Source organism: Arthrobacter sp. NtRootA1, assembly GCF_019976975.1.
Lineage (GTDB): Bacteria > Actinomycetota > Actinomycetes > Actinomycetales > Micrococcaceae > Arthrobacter > Arthrobacter aromaticivorans.
This window is the reverse complement of the sequence record NZ_AP024630.1, coordinates 3,208,635-3,223,458: the sequence shown is the minus strand read 5'-3', so window position 1 is coordinate 3,223,458 and position 14,824 is coordinate 3,208,635. Positions and strand designations below refer to the sequence as shown.

General features: G+C 60.6%; 16 protein-coding genes and 1 tRNA gene. 12 read left to right on the top strand and 5 right to left on the bottom strand.

Annotation, left to right across the window (positions count from 1 at the left end; translation table 11 throughout):
- Nucleotides 1-306: 306 nt before the first annotated feature.
- From LDN90_RS14535 to LDN90_RS14505, 7 genes are all read left to right on the top strand, one after another.
- Nucleotides 307-726: a DUF3052 domain-containing protein gene (locus LDN90_RS14535; RefSeq protein WP_216925434.1), complete on the top strand. Its 420-nt coding sequence runs from the start codon at nt 307-309 to the stop codon at nt 724-726.
- Nucleotides 723-1,226, top strand: a complete 504-nt coding sequence (locus LDN90_RS14530; protein WP_216925435.1) for a peroxiredoxin — start codon at nt 723-725, stop codon at nt 1,224-1,226. The genes LDN90_RS14535 and LDN90_RS14530 overlap by 4 nt, the downstream gene beginning before the upstream one ends.
- On the top strand, nt 1,223-2,179 hold the full coding sequence (locus LDN90_RS14525; protein WP_223946275.1) for an NAD-dependent protein deacetylase: 957 nt from the start codon (nt 1,223-1,225) through the stop codon (nt 2,177-2,179). Before LDN90_RS14530 ends, LDN90_RS14525 begins: the two co-directional genes overlap by 4 nt.
- Nucleotides 2,180-2,234: 55 nt before the next feature.
- Nucleotides 2,235-2,310: transfer RNA gene (locus LDN90_RS14520), tRNA-Val, on the top strand.
- A 107-nt stretch (nt 2,311-2,417) separates the two neighbouring features.
- A complete protein-coding gene (locus LDN90_RS14515) occupies nt 2,418-2,708 on the top strand; it encodes a hypothetical protein (protein ID WP_216925437.1) in 291 nt (96 codons plus the stop codon).
- 249 nt (nt 2,709-2,957) lie between these two features.
- A complete protein-coding gene (locus tag LDN90_RS14510; RefSeq protein WP_216925438.1) occupies nt 2,958-3,752 on the top strand; it encodes an IclR family transcriptional regulator in 795 nt (264 codons plus the stop codon).
- A gap of 158 nt (nt 3,753-3,910) precedes the next feature.
- The gene (locus LDN90_RS14505) at nt 3,911-5,269 is read left to right on the top strand and encodes an MFS transporter (RefSeq protein WP_216925439.1); all 1,359 of its coding nucleotides are present in this window, start codon (nt 3,911-3,913) and stop codon (nt 5,267-5,269) included.
- An 85-nt stretch (nt 5,270-5,354) separates the two neighbouring features.
- Here the strand turns inward: LDN90_RS14505 and LDN90_RS14500 are convergent, their stop codons facing one another.
- Nucleotides 5,355-6,422, bottom strand: a complete 1,068-nt coding sequence (locus tag LDN90_RS14500) for a D-2-hydroxyacid dehydrogenase (RefSeq protein ID WP_223946274.1) — start codon at nt 6,420-6,422, stop codon at nt 5,355-5,357.
- A 70-nt stretch (nt 6,423-6,492) separates the two neighbouring features.
- Between LDN90_RS14500 and LDN90_RS14495 the strand changes: the two genes are divergently transcribed.
- Genes LDN90_RS14495 through LDN90_RS14485 form a run of 3 tightly spaced genes read left to right on the top strand, consistent with a single transcriptional unit; the run spans nt 6,493 to nt 9,265 of the window.
- Nucleotides 6,493-7,392 carry an NAD(P)-dependent oxidoreductase gene (locus tag LDN90_RS14495; protein ID WP_223946273.1) on the top strand — a complete coding sequence of 300 codons (900 nt, stop codon included), beginning with the start codon at nt 6,493-6,495 and terminating at the stop codon, nt 7,390-7,392.
- Nucleotides 7,393-7,445: 53 nt separating this feature from the next.
- The gene (locus LDN90_RS14490; RefSeq protein ID WP_223946272.1) at nt 7,446-8,216 is read left to right on the top strand and encodes an SDR family oxidoreductase; all 771 of its coding nucleotides are present in this window, start codon (nt 7,446-7,448) and stop codon (nt 8,214-8,216) included.
- Complete coding sequence (locus LDN90_RS14485) at nt 8,216-9,265, top strand: L-idonate 5-dehydrogenase (protein ID WP_223946271.1); 1,050 nt, start codon at nt 8,216-8,218, stop codon at nt 9,263-9,265. The genes LDN90_RS14490 and LDN90_RS14485 overlap by 1 nt, the downstream gene beginning before the upstream one ends.
- Here the strand turns inward: LDN90_RS14485 and LDN90_RS14480 are convergent.
- On the bottom strand, nt 9,262-9,990 hold the full coding sequence (locus LDN90_RS14480; RefSeq protein ID WP_216925444.1) for an FCD domain-containing protein: 729 nt from the start codon (nt 9,988-9,990) through the stop codon (nt 9,262-9,264). The genes LDN90_RS14485 and LDN90_RS14480 overlap by 4 nt on opposite strands.
- A gap of 232 nt (nt 9,991-10,222) precedes the next feature.
- Here LDN90_RS14480 and gndA point away from each other — a divergent pair, with 232 nt between their 5' ends.
- Together gndA and LDN90_RS14470 are read left to right on the top strand one after the other, a co-directional pair.
- Entirely contained in the window at nt 10,223-11,659 is a 1,437-nt protein-coding gene (gene gndA / locus LDN90_RS14475) for an NADP-dependent phosphogluconate dehydrogenase (protein WP_223946270.1), read from the top strand.
- Nucleotides 11,660-11,772: 113 nt separating this feature from the next.
- Entirely contained in the window at nt 11,773-12,606 is an 834-nt protein-coding gene (locus LDN90_RS14470) for an oxidoreductase (protein WP_223946269.1), read from the top strand.
- Nucleotides 12,607-12,611: 5 nt separating this feature from the next.
- On the opposite strand, the gene epsC is transcribed toward LDN90_RS14470, so the two are convergent.
- From epsC to msrA, 3 genes are all read right to left on the bottom strand, one after another.
- Nucleotides 12,612-13,196, bottom strand: a complete 585-nt coding sequence (gene epsC, locus LDN90_RS14465) for a serine O-acetyltransferase EpsC (protein ID WP_216925447.1) — start codon at nt 13,194-13,196, stop codon at nt 12,612-12,614.
- Between the two features lie 41 nt (nt 13,197-13,237).
- Nucleotides 13,238-14,173 carry a cysteine synthase A gene (gene cysK / locus LDN90_RS14460; protein WP_216925448.1) on the bottom strand — a complete coding sequence of 312 codons (936 nt, stop codon included), beginning with the start codon at nt 14,171-14,173 and terminating at the stop codon, nt 13,238-13,240.
- Between the two features lie 66 nt (nt 14,174-14,239).
- Entirely contained in the window at nt 14,240-14,764 is a 525-nt protein-coding gene (gene msrA / locus LDN90_RS14455; RefSeq protein ID WP_223946268.1) for a peptide-methionine (S)-S-oxide reductase MsrA, read from the bottom strand.
- Between the last annotated feature and the right edge of the window lie 60 nt (nt 14,765-14,824).

Here is a 14,824-nt window from a genome sequence, read left to right as displayed (position 1 = left end):
TCGGATGCGCCGGGCAGGTCTTGTGAGCGCATGGCTGCCCAGTAGAATTCCTCGGGGCGATCGCCCTGCAGCCAAAGCGCTCATGGCCACTCTAGCTTTGACAGCGGTGGGATGCGTAGCCGTGGGGCTTCAGGGGCGTTGTATGTCACACCTTGGCGCTCTCCGTGACGGACGCCACGCGATTGTCACAGCTTCGAAACACCCTAGGTAGTGCGGAATATGCGTCATCGCAGGGACAATGGCTTGAAGCACACGCCCAAAGGGTGTTGGCTGTTAGTAATGGAAGTCACTTCAAAAGGAGGAAACGTGAGCGAGGCCGACGCCGCCACATCGGTAAATGTGGCGGAAAGATTGGGTTTCAAAGACGGGGATCTGATTCAGGAACGCGGCTACGACGACGACGTCGATTTCGACTTGCGTGACGACATTGAAGATGTCACGGGCTCTGAGCTGTTGGATGAAGATGATCACGACGTCGTAGACGCTGTTATTTGCTGGTGGCGGGACGGCGATGGTGACCTGGTCGATGCTCTGATGGATTCGCTCACCACCTTGAAAGAGGGCGGCGTGGTGTGGGTTCTGACCCCCAAATCCGGCCGCGACAACTACGTCTCTCCGGCGGACATCCAGGACGCGGCGCCCACGTCGGGGCTGCACCTGACCACTTCTGCCGGGGTATCCAAGGACTGGAGCGCCACCCGCTTGGTGCCGAAGAAGAACAAGTGACGGAAGTCCAGCAAGCGCCGGCCCCCGTACTCGTTCCCAGCGTCGGAGAGGTAGCGCCTGACTTTGAACTGCTGAATCAATATGGCGAGCCCGTCCGTTTATCGGATTTCAGGGGTCGCAACGTTGTGGTGGTGTTCTATCCGTTCGCGTTCTCCGGCATCTGCACTGGAGAACTGTGTGAGATTCGCGACAATATCGGCGCTTTCGAAGACTCGAACGCCACGGTCTTGGCGATCTCCGTGGACAGCAAATTTGCTTTGCGCGCGTATGCGGAGCAAGAACGCTACGAGTTCGATCTTTTGGCTGATTTCTGGCCACATGGAGCTGTGGCACAGGCTTACGGTGTCTTTGATACCCAGAGTGGGATGGCTCTTAGGGGAACGTTCATCATTGATGCCGAAGGATTGATCCGGTATGTGGTGGTCAATCCCCGGGGACAGGCGAGGGACCTCGCAGGCTACCGCCAGGCGCTCTCTGAATTGAGAGTGCAGCAGGGGTGAACCAAGTGCGGCCCGGTGTTGGCATGACCGGCTTCGCCAGCATGGAGCCGGCTACCCGTGCCACTTTGGAGGCCGGGGCCGAGACGGCGTTGCAGGAGGCCGTGGACATCCTTGGCGGCAAGCGGCTGGCCATGCTCACCGGTGCCGGACTGAGCACCGATTCGGGAATTCCTGACTATCGGGGGCCTGGTTCAGCGCCACGGAGCCCCATGACCTATCAGGAATTCATCGGCAGTGCTGCCAATCGACGGCGGTATTGGGCCCGGAACCATATCGGCTGGTCCCACCTGCGGCATGCTGATCCAAATGCCGGCCACGCCGCCGTCGCCCTCATGGAACGGCGGGGCCTGCTGACCGGACTCATCACCCAAAACGTCGACAGGCTCCACGAGGACGCCGGGAGCACTAATGTAGTGGATCTGCATGGGCGCTTCGATCAGGTGATTTGCCTTGAGAATGGACACATTTTTTCCAGACAGCTGCTCGCCGCCATCCTTGAGGAGCTCAATCCGGGGTTCGTAGCAGCAGCGCTTGAGGCGGGCGTGGTGGAGATGGCACCAGACGCCGATGCCACCGTGGAAGATCCAGAGCTTATAACGTCATTCGTGGTGGCAGTTTGTCCTGTCTGCGGCGGCACGCTGAAGCCAGACTTCGTCTACTTTGGCGAAAATGTTCCAAAAACCCGCGTCGAACTGGCGTATGCCATGGTGGACGCAGGCGAAGCTCTCTTGGTTGCCGGCTCCTCGCTCACCGTGATGAGTGGGTTGAGGTTCGTGCGCCATGCGGCGAAGGCAAGCAAGCCGGTGGTCATCATCAACAGGGGATCCACGCGAGGTGATGAATTTGCCGCCCTGAAACTTGAAGTGGGAGTAAGCGGCGCCCTGGATTATCTCGCGCGGAATTTGCCCGACCTTTCTGATGTGGGGGACTCGATTGGTGTTTCGCCCGAGTGATCATGTAGAGTCGTTGTTCGTTGGTTGAAGCGCTAAGGCACTGAAACCGAACTTTGGGTCTTTAGCTCAGCTGGTAGAGCGCCACGTTTACACCGTGGATGTCATCGGTTCGATCCCGGTAGGACCCACCAAGAAACCCCGCCATCCTGGACCGCAACGGTTCGGAATGGCGGGGTTTTCCTTTTCCCGAAAAGCACCCTGACGCAAAAAGTCAGTGCCCGCCCCTAGTGTCTGGCTCATGGAACAGGTATACATCCGCACTACAGGGGGCGGCACGGCAACTACAGTGGTCCGGAGCGGCCGGGAATGGCAGATTGCCGAAGAGCCGTTCCGATGGTTCGAGAGGGTGCCGTGGTGGGAGAGCTCCAAGAGAATGCCCCGGGGGCAGGGCCGCGTGGATGTTGAGGTCCTGCAAGTCCAAGTGCGGCTGGGAACCAACGCCAGATCCAGCCTGGCAACCTGGGAACTCGTGCGGGACGGAAGCGGTGGGGGCTGGTACCTGCGTGGCGACGAGCGGGCGGCTGCGTAGGATTCGCGCCGGGAAATGGATGAGCTCTCCACCACGACTATTGGGGGATGCCGCGGTGGAGAGCTCGAAAATGAATATACAGCGAACTTTTCGGTTTGGAAAGTAAAGCCCGCCTTGAGGCCTTGTGTGTCGGCAAAGTCCCCATTCCTCCCGGCAGCAGAGCAGGCAGTCACACTATGATGGGTAGTGTTCAGCTGATTGAACAGCCGGTTCGACGCGACGTCCGGTTTGATATGACGAAGGAGAATCATGGCCGATTCCCGCATTGCCCGCTCCGAAGGACTGGGCGCCTCATCGCCAGCGCCTGCGGTGACCCGCGCAGCGGCCGTTCTGGAAGCATTGGCAGAATCGCCGTCGGGCCGCCTCACCCTTAGTGATCTGTCTAGGGAGTTGGGAATCCCTAAGTCTTCCACGTCCAATCTGCTGCTGGCGCTGGAAGAAGCGCGGCTTATTACCAGGCAGGGCGCGGACTTTGGCTTGGGGCGAAAGCTCGTGGAGCTGGGTGCAGCCTACTTGAGCCGTTTGGACGAAGTGCAGGAGTTCTACAAATACTGTGAACAAGCACCCACCCTGTCCGGAGAAACTGTCCGCATCGCCATGCTGGACGGGGACCACGTCATTTACCTGGCGCGTTATGAGGGTCATCCTGCAGTTCGACTGACGTCCAACATAGGCGACAAGATGCCCGTCTCCCTCTGCAGCGTAGGAAAGGCGCTCCTGGCGCAATTGCATGATCACGACATCGACGCCATGTTCCCGGATGGCATGGAACTTCCGGTCATGACGCCGAATTCGCTTCGCACGGCCGAGGAACTGAAGGCGCAGATCGCCACGATCCGCAAGCAAGGTTTTGCCTTTGAGGACGAAGAATCCACGGTCGGCGTGGTTTGCCTCGCCGTTCCCGTGCCCACCCACGGAGCACATGGTCCTAGCCTGGGACTTTCTGTTACCGCATTGAAGGCTACTTATTCAGAGGAGCAGGGTGCGCTCATGGTGAAGGAACTCAAGGACCTAGCCCGTTCCTTGGGGAATCCGATGGGTTAATGCCGTGCTGCACGTCACATTCGTCGGGTTTTGAATAAATCTGATTTCAATCTTGGCAGCGTGTTCATCAAGCTGTACGCTGTTCATCATAGTGATCTTGGCGGTGATGCCATCACTATCTCGTCGGGCCAACGGGGGCCTGGGGTGATTTTGAGGGAGTGCTTGTGACAACTCGTACTAATGCAAAGCTCGCAGCTGAGGCTGACGATTCAGTGGTTGAGCCGGAACAGCTTCGCAGGGCGACGCTGGCCAGCTCCGTGGGTTCTGCCCTGGAGTACTACGATTTCTACATCTATGGCCTGGCCTCGGCCTTGATCTTTGGCCCCTTGTTCTTCAAACCTTTGGGGGAGAGCGGGGCTTTGATCGCATCCTTTGCCACCTATGGCGTGGGATTTGCGGCCCGGCCGTTCGGCGGTATTTTCTTCGGATTCATCGGAGACAGGTTTGGCCGCAAAATGGTCCTCTTGCTGACAATTGGCATGATGGGCCTCGCAAGCTTTGCCATCGGCCTGCTCCCTACCTTTGAGCAGGCCGGAATGCTCGGCGCTGTACTCCTGGTGACCTTGCGAATCATCCAGGGCTTGGGCGCCGGGGCGGAACAGGCTGGAGCCACAACCCTGATATCAGAAGTCGCTCCGCCGAAGCGTCGCGGCTACTTCGCGTCACTCCCATTCGTGGGCATTCAACTCGGAACCCTCTTGGGCGCCGGAACCTTCGCACTGTTGCAGTTGGCAGATAAGGATGCTTTTGAGGCATGGCTCTGGAGGGTGCCATTCCTTGCCAGCTTCGTCCTGATCATTGTTGCCGTCTTCATTCGCCTGAGGTTGAAGGAAACCCCGGTATTCCAGGAATTGGAGAAGCACAAGAATGTGGTCAAGAACCCTGTCGGCCAACTTTGGAAGCACTCCAGAAGGAACGTGCTGGTTGGTATAGGACTCCGTATGGGAGAGAACGGCAATTCCTCCATCTATTCGGCCTTGCTGATCTCCTTCATGTCGGTCAAGGAAGGTGTCTTCCCTGGAGACAAATTCATTGGCCCTGTGGGACTTCTGATTGCCGCTGGATTCGCTGCCGTCATGGTGGTGACGTTCGGAGCACTGTCTGACCGCTTTGGCCGCGTGCGGGTTTACCGCTATGGCGCCTTGTTCCAGGCTGTATTCGCCATCCCCGCGTTCTATCTGGTGACTCTCGGAAACGTGACGCTCGTATGGGTAGTCATGGTGGTTGGTATCGCGCTGGGTGTCCAGTCCATGCTGGGCCCGCAGTGCCCGTTGCTACCTGAACTGTTTGGTTCCCAGTACCGCTTCACCGGAGTTGCGCTCAGCCGGGAAATCTCTGCGGTGCTGGCAGGCGGCCTTGTGCCCCTGCTCGGCGCCATCCTCCTGGCGGCCACGCATAACTCCTGGGTTGTCCTCGCGGTCTACTCGCTCGTGTTGGCCCTGATTTCCTTCATCACGACATTCTTTACGCCTGAAACAGCAGGACGGGACCTGCTTGCACTTGAGGACGCCAGGTAGCACGCCGGTAGCCGCCAAACTTTGGCACAAAAAAGGCTCCGACCCCTTTGGGGTCGGAGCCTTTTGCATCAGGACTTGCTGGGGCCTAGTAGAAGTGAACCGGATCCACCAGGTGGGGAAGGTCGCCACCGTCCAGGAATGTACGGAGGTTGCTGCAAAAACGCTCTGCGATGAGGCGGTTTTCGGCCGAGCTCAGTGCGGACGTGTGCGGCGATACCAGTACCTTGGGGTGGTTCCACAGGGGGCTATCCTGCGGGAGCGGCTCTATTGCAAAGACGTCCAGGCAGGCATAGCCAACCTGACCGGTGTTGAGGGCCTCAAGAAGGGCGTCCTCGTCCACCACTGTGCCACGGCCAACGTTGACGAACACGCTACCCGGCTTCATTGCGGAGAAGATCTCGGTGCTGAACAGCTTCTCTGTGTACGGAGTGCCGGGAAGTGTGTTCACTACGGCGTCAGCGTCGGCAACCAGAGCCGCAAGGCCGTCATTGTTGGTGACCTCGTCGATGCCTTCAATGGCCTCGACGTTACGTTTGGTGCCGCTTACCTTCATGCCCAGGGCGCGGGCGATTCGTGCGGTTTCCATGCCGATCTCGCCAAGCCCGGCTATGACCACCTTGGATCCGTTGACCAACTTGGTGGGTGTCCGCAATTGGGGCCAAAACTTGGCCGCTTGGTCCTGGGCCATTTCGGCGCTGCGCTTGAAGCCGTTAAGGATGCCAAAGGCGGAGAATTCCGCGAGCGGCAAGGCGTGGACTCCGGCAGAGGTAGTGACGCGGAATTTTCGGAGCGTCTCAGTATCGAGGCCCGAAGCCTTGACGGCTCCGCCAGCCCCAGCGGCCATGGCGTGAATCCATTGAAGATGGGGATTGCTCCGGGCAATCCGGGCAAGGCCGGACGGGCTTTCATTAGGGAAGCCGTACAGAATCTGGGCCCGGTTGAGCATGGCCCAGTAGCGCTCTTCCTGCTCCGGCGTCCGCTTGAAATCCGGGTCCCCACTGTGGTCGGCCGGGAATCGCTCGGGCGGAAGGAGGTCTGGTTCGTACAGGACAGTTACGGAGGGATCTACGGCGCGAATGCGCTCCACATGCTCAACTTCGAGCGGCACAGCGATCGCGATGGTAAGTTCATCAGTCGTCATGGTGTTCATCATACTGAATGGAGGCTAGGATATTGAACAGATTTCGTTTTGATGCACACAAAGAAGTGAGGTTCTTCACGACATGACCAGCAAACGTGTGGGTTTCGTAGGCTTGGGCCTCATGGGGGCTCCCATGGCTGCCAACATCGCTAAAGCAGGATGGGTTGTCAGGGCATGGAACCGTTCCGACTCTGCTTTCGAAGGCCTTGCCGGCATCAACCGGGTGGGCAGTGTTGCCGAACTCCGGGACGAACCAACCATCGTTTTCATGCTTCCGGATCTACCGTTCATCGAAGAGGCCGCAACAGACTTGCTCGATGCCTGGCGGAGTGAACCGCCGAAGCCGGGCACCGCCGTCGTGATTATGAGCAGCGTTTCTCCAACGGACGTCCGGCAGTTCGGCGAAAGGGTCCATCAGGCCAGCGGCGGGAACGCCGTGGTGGTTGACGCGCCAGTAAGCGGCGGCACTGCTGGCGCCGAAAACGGAACCTTGGCCATTATGGCAGGGGCGTCCGAAGCGGACTTTGAACGGCTTCAGCCGCTCTTTGAAACTATGGGAACAACGGTCCGCCGCATGGGGCTGCTGGGTTCGGGCTCGCTCGCCAAGGCGTGTAACCAGCTGATTGTCGGAACCACGACGGCGGCACTCGCGGAGGCTGCTGAACTTGCCGAACGCTCCGGAATGGATGTTGCCGCCCTGTATGAAGTCCTCGCTGGAGGCCTGGCAGCAAGCCGGGTGTTGGAGATTGTCGGGCCACGCTTGGCGGCCAAGGACTATACGCCCACCGGACCGGCCAAGTTCATGCACAAGGATTTGGCGTTCGTGGTCCAAAGCGCCGAAAGTGTGGGCTCCCCGGTACCCATGGCCTCTGCGGCAATCCAGCTCTACGGCGAACTCAAACGCCAAGGACTTGGCGATCAGGACCTCGCCGTCGTCCGCCAGGCGATAGCCAATCTTGCCATGTCTTCGGCTGCCAACTAAGTACCGGCCCCAACTAAAGTACCTGTCCAGACAAGAAGGAATGCAAAAGAAACATGAGTGGACTATTTGACCTGAGCGGCCGTGTTGCGTTGGTGACGGGTTCGAGCCGGGGGATTGGTAACGCGTTGGCGCGGGGTTTGGCTGATGCTGGTGCGACGGTGGTGTTGAACGGGATCAATCCCGAGCGTTTGGAAGCTTCACGGGACGCTATGGCGGCTGGCTTCCCTGCAGGGAGGGTGCACAGCCGGGCGTTTGATGTGACGGATGCGGTGTCGGCTGCCGAGGGGGTGGCGTGGATCGAGGCCAATGTTGGTCCGTTGGAGATCCTGGTGAACAATGCCGGGATCCAGCACCGGGTTCCCATGCTTGAGCTGGATGTCAGGGACTGGGACCGGGTGATCAGCACGGATTTGACGAGCGCGTTCCTTGTGGGCCGGGAAGCGGCCCGTCATATGATTCCCAGGGGCAGGGGGAAGATCATCAATATCTGTTCGGTCCAGACGGATCTTGCACGCCCGACGATTGCCCCATATGTGGCGGCAAAGGGCGGGCTGCGTAACCTGACCCGGGCGATGACGGCGGAGTGGGCTGCGTCGGGGTTGCAGATCAACGGGATCGCGCCGGGGTATATCCATACCGAAATGACGCAGAACCTGGTCGATGATGAGGCGTTCAATTCCTGGATCCTGGGCAGGACCCCTGCCCACCGGTGGGGGACGGTCGCTGACCTTGCCGGGCCTGCTGTGTGGCTGGCGTCGGAGGCGTCCAATTTCGTCAATGGCCAGACGATCTTCGTTGATGGCGGAATGACGGTGGTGGTCTGATGGGCATCAATCTTCCCGGTTCCGGTCCTGCGGTGGTTGCCCACGGCAAGGGGGACCTGCGGATCGAGGACGTTGCGTTGAAAGCTCCGGCACCGGATGAATCGATCGTGCAGATCGCCTACGGCGGGATCTGCGGCTCGGACCTGCATTACTGGTTGCATGGCGCCGCGGGGGAATCGGTCCTGAAGGCCCCGATGGTCCTGGGCCACGAAATTGTTGGCACCGTTCTCCAGCAGGCAGCTGACGGCAGCGGCCCGCTGGCCGGCACCGCGGTGGCCGTACACCCGGCCACTCCGGCCCCGGGAGACGCCCGCTACCCGGCGGACCGGCCCAACCTTTCACCCGGCTGCACGTACCTGGGCAGCGCGGCCCGCTATCCGCACACGGACGGGGCGTTCAGCCGGTACGCGAACCTGCCCTCGCGGATGTTGCGGGCGCTGCCGGAGACTCTGGATCTGCGGACCGCGGCGTTGGTGGAACCAGCCAGCGTCGCCTGGCACGCGGTCGCCCGGGCCGGTGACGTGGCCGGAAAGACGGCCCTGGTGATCGGCAGCGGCCCGATCGGTGCCCTCGCGGTCGCGGTCCTCAAACGCGCCGGCGCCTCCCGGATTGTGGCGGTCGATATGCATGACAAGCCACTGGAAATAGCACGCGCCGTGGGTGCCGACACCGTCCTGAAGGGCGACGACGCGGAGGCCATCGCGGCGGTGGAGGCCGACGTCGTTATCGAGTCCTCAGGCAGCCACTACGGCCTGGCCTCGGCGATCAAGGGCGCAACCCGGGGCGGGAAAGTGGTCATGGTGGGGCTGCTGCCCTCGGGCCCGCAACCGGTCTTCATCTCCCTGGCCATCACCCGCGAACTGGAACTGCTGGGATCCTTCCGCTTCAACAACGAAATCGACGACGTCATCGCAGCACTGGCCGACGGGTCCCTGTTCGTGGACCCCGTGATAACGCACGAGTACGACCTCGCCCATGGACTTGAGGCATTCGACGTAGCCAGGAACTCAGCCCAATCCGGCAAAGTCCTGCTGAACTTCCAGGATTAGTTTTTCGCCACGGGTACGAAGACGCGGGGCTGGTCGTTCCAGCTGGGGGCCAGCTCCGCGATCGTTTGGCGCATTATTTTTCCGGCCGCATCCCTGGCCTGCTGACCGTCGCCGGCGTCGATGGCGTGCGCGACGTCAATATGCCACTGCAGCGCCTGCTTCTGGGGGTGCTCCGGCATAAGTCCGTGGACCGTACGTCCCGTCAGGGTCTCTGTAACCTGGCCAATCAGATTGGCAAACATCTCGTTTCCAGAGCCGGAAAGCACCAGTGCATGGAAGCGGATGTCGAGGTCAAGGAACCGTGGCATGTCTCCGGCGTCGCCGGCTTCCTTCATGGCCAGCGAAATATCCACGAGTTCCCGGCGAAGGGTTTCCGGAGCGTTCCCAGCTGCGAGTTCCGCAGCAACAGGCTCGACGGCGGAACGCAGCTCAGCGAGCGACCTCAGTTGGGCGCCACGGCCTTCCCCAGCCAGGCGCCAGCGAATGACCAACGGATCAAAGGGATTCCAACGATGGGCCGGGAGGACGCGGATTCCCACACGCTTGATGGTCTCCACCAGGCCCAACGACTGCAGGACGCGGACGGCCTCACGGACCACCGAGCGCGAAACGTTGAGCTCGTCTTCCAAATGTTCGGCCAGCATGACGTGGCCGGTGGGAAGGGCGCCGCCCACAATCCGGGTTCCCAGATGCTCTACGGCTCGGTGGTGGAGGCTGGTTGACATAGAGGTAAGCATAGTGGGGCGAACACGTTCCGCGTGTAGCATCCGATGCCGCTTGGCGCCGTGCGGAAGTCCCGCACATCATAGACTGTTTATGACGCGGCGCCGTTCCAAAACGTGGGCGCCGCTTTCCTGCTCATGGCTTAAATACGTATGGTTTATTACAGCCCCTGGTTATGAAATCGCTTCCTGCGTGTCCGCAGGACTGTTTGTACACGATCGAATTGGAGTTTTGATGTCAGCACACATCGGTGTCACCGGCCTTGCGGTGATGGGCGCCAACCTGGCCCGCAACCTGGCCCGCAACGGCTTCACCGTGGCTCTCCACAACCGCTCCGTGGAAAAGACCGACGCCCTGCTGGAAAAGCACGGCACGGACGGCGACTTCATCCGCACGGAAACGCTGCAGGAACTCGTCGACTCCCTCGAAAAGCCCCGCCGTGTCCTGATCATGGTCAAGGCGGGCGCTCCCGTGGACAACGTCATCGAGCAGCTCGAACCGCTGCTCGAAGCCGGCGACATCATCATCGATGCCGGTAACTCGCACTACGAGGACACCCGCCGCCGCGAAGCCGCGCTGGCCAAGAAGGACCTGCACTTCGTCGGCGTCGGTGTTTCCGGTGGCGAAGAAGGCGCCTTGAACGGTCCCTCCATCATGCCCGGTGGCTCCAGGGAGTCCTATGACGCCCTCGGCCCGCTGCTGGAGAAGATTGCCGCAAAGGTCGACGGCGAACCTTGCTGCGCCTGGATCGGCACCGACGGTGCCGGCCACTTCGTCAAGATGGTCCACAACGGCATCGAATACGCCGACATGCAGGTCATCGGTGAAGCATTCGATCTCCTCCGCTCCGGCGCCGGCATTGAGCCCGCCGAGCAGTCCAAGATTTTCGCTGAGTGGAACAAGGGCGATCTGTCCTCCTTCCTGATCGAAATCTCCGCCGAGGTCCTCGGCCATGTTGACGCCAAGACCGGCAAGCCGTTCGTTGACGTCGTCGTGGATGCCGCAGGCCAGAAGGGAACCGGACGCTGGACGGTCATCTCCGCCCTGGAACTCGGCTCCCCGGTCTCCGGCATCGCAGAGTCCGTTTTCGCCCGCGCACTGTCCTCACAGGCCGAGCAGCGCAAGCTTGGCCAGGAACTGCTGGCTGGCGAAGAAGCCTCCGTGGAGATCCCTGAGACGTTCGTTGAGGACGTACGCCAGGCGCTGTACGCCTCCAAGTTGGTTTCCTACGCCCAGGGCCTGGACATGCTGACCTCCGCTGCCAGGGAATACGGCTGGGACCTCAAGCTGGACGAGATCGCTTCGCTGTGGCGTGCAGGTTGCATCATCCGCGCAGAACTCCTCAAGGACATCACCAAGGCCTACGCTTCCGAGGAGAAGCCTGCCAACCTCCTGTTCGCGCCGGCTTTCACCAAGGCCATCGCTGAGGCCCTCCCGGCCTGGCGCCGCGTTGTAGCCACCGCTGTCCAGCTCGGCATTCCGGTACCGGTGTTCTCCTCCTCGCTGGCATACTACGACGGCCTGCGTCGCAAGCGCGTTGCTGCTGCGCTGATCCAGGGACAGCGCGACCTCTTCGGTGCGCACACCTACGGCCGCGTTGATGCCGAAGGTACGTTCCACACGCTGTGGGGCGAAGACAAGTCCGAAATCTCGGCAGTCGACACCCACTAAGGTTCCTCAGCAAGGCCGGTTCTTCCCAGATACGCTGGGAGGAGCCGGCCTTTGCCGTGTCGGAACGGGTACTGGGCCATCGCGCGGGTGCCACGAGCCAAGGAGCCAATGCCATGCCCGAACGCATCGCTTTCGTCACGGGGGCGTCTACCGGCATTGGTTTTGAGACGGCGCGCGCCCTGAGGTCCGCAGGTTTCATTGTCTACGCCGGCGCGCGTCGGGTGGAGAAGATGCATCCACTTAAGGCGCAGGGAATCACCGTCATGCACTTGGATGTCACCATCGAGGACTCCATGGCCTCAGCTGTGGCGCTTGTTGAAGCAGCACACGGGCACATAGATGTCCTGGTGAACAACGCAGGGTACGGCTCCTACGGCTCCCTGGAAGAGGTTCCCTTGGCCGAAGGCAGGCGCCAGTTCGAGGTGAACGTGATGGGTTTGGCGAGGATGACGCAACTCGTCATTCCCAGGATGCGGGATGCGGGTTCTGGCCGGATCATCAACGTCTCGTCCATCGGCGGAAAGATTTATGAGCCCCTGGGCGCTTGGTATCACGGGACCAAATTCGCAGTCGAGGGAATGAGTGATTCTTTGCGGCTTGAGTTGAAACCGCACGGCATCGACGTCGTCCTCATCGAGCCCGCCGGAACGGACACCGAATGGGGCACCATTGCCGGGGAAGGCCTGTTATCGGCGTCCGCTAGGGGTCCATACAAAGGGCAGGCCCACGTCATGGCAGCAGCCTTGGCGTCAACATCCGGCCAGCTGATATCTACGCCTCCGAGGGTAGTGGCCAAGGCAATAGTTCGCGCGTCAACGGCAAAACGCCCCAAGACCCGCTACCCGGTGGGTAGGGGAGCCTGGAGCGTCCTGGCCTTACGGAGGGTTCTTCCTGACCGCGTCTTTGACGCCGTGCTGTGGAACTCCTACAAGAGGTTTACTGGCTAGCTCAGCTAGATCCGGTATTCGATGTAGTACTCAGCCGGGTCAACCGCCGGCTTGGTTTCGGACTTCGCGTCGCGGTGCCGCCATGTCGCCGGAATGCCCGTGATGATCGACTCCGGGGGAGCGTTCTTGACCACTACGGCGTTCGCACCGATTGCGCTGTCTGCACCGATCGTAATGGGACCCAGGACCTTGGCGCCTGCGCCGATGGTCACACGATCCCCGATGGTGGGATGACGCTTGACCTTGGCCAGGGAGCGGCCGCCGAGCGTCACGCCGTGGTAGATCATGACGTCCTCGCCGATTTCAGCAGTTTCACCGATAACGACGCCCATGCCGTGGTCGATGAAGAAACGCCGGCCGATGGTGGCGCCGGGATGGATTTCGATGCCCGTCAGGAACCTCGCCAACTGGGAAATCAGGCGGGCGGGAAAACGAAGGGCCGGGTTTTGCCAGAGCCGGTGGGTCACGCGGTGTGCCCAGATGGCGTGCAGGCCGGAGTAGGCGAAAAAGTTCTCAAAAGAACCTCGAGCCGCCGGGTCATGTGACCGGGCGGCGTCGAGGTCTTCCTTAAGCCTTGCGAAGAAGCTCACAAAGACCTTTCTACAGGAAATGAATGCTAGTGGGCGAAGTGTTAGCCGCGGATATCGTCAAAGAGGACAGTGGAGATGTAACGCTCTCCGAAGTCCGGCACGATCACGACGATGAGCTTGCCCTTGTTCTCCGGGCGCTTGGCGACTTCCAGCGCACCCCATACTGCGGCACCGCCGGAGATGCCGGCGAGGACGCCTTCTTTGGAACCCAGGGCGCGAGCGGTGGCAACCGAGTCCTCAAGGGTAACGTCGAGAACTTCGTCGTAGACGTTGGTGTCCAGGACCTCCGGGACGAAGTTGGCGCCCAGGCCCTGGATCTTGTGGGGACCCGGGCTGCCGCCATTAAGAATGGGGGAGTCCTTGGGCTCAACGGCAATGATCTGGACCTCGGGCTTGCGCTCCTTAAGGACCTGCCCGACGCCGGTCACGGTACCGCCGGTTCCGATGCCGCCAACAAAGATGTCTACCTCGCCGTCGGTGTCCGCCCAGATTTCCTCGGCAGTGGTGTTGCGGTGGATCTCCGGGTTGGCCGGGTTTGCAAACTGCTGAGCCCAGATGGAGTTCTCCGTGTTGGCAACAATTTCCTGGGCCTTTTCAACGGCGCCGCGCATGCCTTCGGAACCGGGAGTCAGGACGATCTCTGCACCGTAAGCGCGAAGCATGACACGACGTTCGGTGGACATGGTCTCAGGCATGGTCAGGATGACCTTGTAGCCTCGTGCGGCACCAACAAGGGCCAGCGCGATTCCGGTGTTACCGGAGGTGCCTTCCACAATTGTTCCGCCCGGCTTCAGGGCGCCGGACTTTTCGGCGGCGTCAATGATGGCCACGCCGATGCGGTCCTTCACGCTGTTGGCCGGGTTGTAGAACTCAAGCTTGACCGCAACGGTGGCCTCAAGGCCTTCGGTCAGCCGGTTCAAACGGACCAGCGGAGTGCGGCCGACCAGCTGGGTGACGTCGTCGTAGATCCTTGCCATGAAGATTATGCCTATCTCTGAAGAGGGAATGCTGAGGTCAGCCTAACCAGCCGCATCGAAACCCTGCTAAGCAGTTAGCCATGCAGAGTAATATTTCCGCGCTTTGGCCAGTTTTGGATTGATGATGACCTGGCAATAGCCCTGGTACGGGAATTTGGCGTAGTAGTTCTGATGGACTTCCTCTGCCTCATAGAACTCGGGTAGCCGGCTCACTTCCGTCACAATCGGATTGGCCCAAAGTGCTTGCGCGCGCTCGATGGCTTCTTCGAAGAGGATCTTTTCCTCCGTAGTGGTGTAGAACATTGACGAACGGTATTGGGTACCTGTGTCGTAGCCCTGCCGGTTCAGCGTGGTGGGGTCGTGCAGCGCGAAGAACATGTCAAGCATGACTTCCTCCGGCACCACGGTTTCGTCGAATGTCACCGCAACTACCTCTGCATGGCCGGTCGTTCCCGAGCAAACGTCATAGTAGTCAGGGTTTCGGACATGGCCACCCGTATAGCCGGAGACCACGGAACTGACGCCGCGGGTTTTCTGGTAGACGGCATCAAGGCACCAGAAGCATCCACCACCAAGTACAAAAGTTTTCATGATCTCTTCAATGGATTGGAGGGCCTGATGATTCCCGCAATACCTTACGGGAGAATAACG

Excerpts from the sequence above, each read along its gene's own strand:
- LDN90_RS14515 (WP_216925437.1), top strand. The coding sequence starts at position 2,418 with ATGGAACAGGTATACATCCGCACTACAGGGGGCGGCACGGCAACTACA.
- LDN90_RS14510 (WP_216925438.1), top strand. The coding sequence starts at position 2,958 with ATGGCCGATTCCCGCATTGCCCGCTCCGAAGGACTGGGCGCCTCATCG.
- LDN90_RS14500 (WP_223946274.1), bottom strand. The coding sequence starts at position 6,422 with ATGATGAACACCATGACGACTGATGAACTTACCATCGCGATCGCTGTG.
- LDN90_RS14495 (WP_223946273.1), top strand. The coding sequence starts at position 6,493 with ATGACCAGCAAACGTGTGGGTTTCGTAGGCTTGGGCCTCATGGGGGCT.
- LDN90_RS14490 (WP_223946272.1), top strand. The coding sequence starts at position 7,446 with ATGAGTGGACTATTTGACCTGAGCGGCCGTGTTGCGTTGGTGACGGGT.
- LDN90_RS14485 (WP_223946271.1), top strand. The coding sequence starts at position 8,216 with ATGGGCATCAATCTTCCCGGTTCCGGTCCTGCGGTGGTTGCCCACGGC.
- LDN90_RS14480 (WP_216925444.1), bottom strand. The coding sequence starts at position 9,990 with ATGTCAACCAGCCTCCACCACCGAGCCGTAGAGCATCTGGGAACCCGG.
- gndA (WP_223946270.1), top strand. The coding sequence starts at position 10,223 with ATGTCAGCACACATCGGTGTCACCGGCCTTGCGGTGATGGGCGCCAAC.
- LDN90_RS14470 (WP_223946269.1), top strand. The coding sequence starts at position 11,773 with ATGCCCGAACGCATCGCTTTCGTCACGGGGGCGTCTACCGGCATTGGT.
- cysK (WP_216925448.1), bottom strand. The coding sequence starts at position 14,173 with ATGGCAAGGATCTACGACGACGTCACCCAGCTGGTCGGCCGCACTCCG.
- msrA (WP_223946268.1), bottom strand. The coding sequence starts at position 14,764 with ATGAAAACTTTTGTACTTGGTGGTGGATGCTTCTGGTGCCTTGATGCC.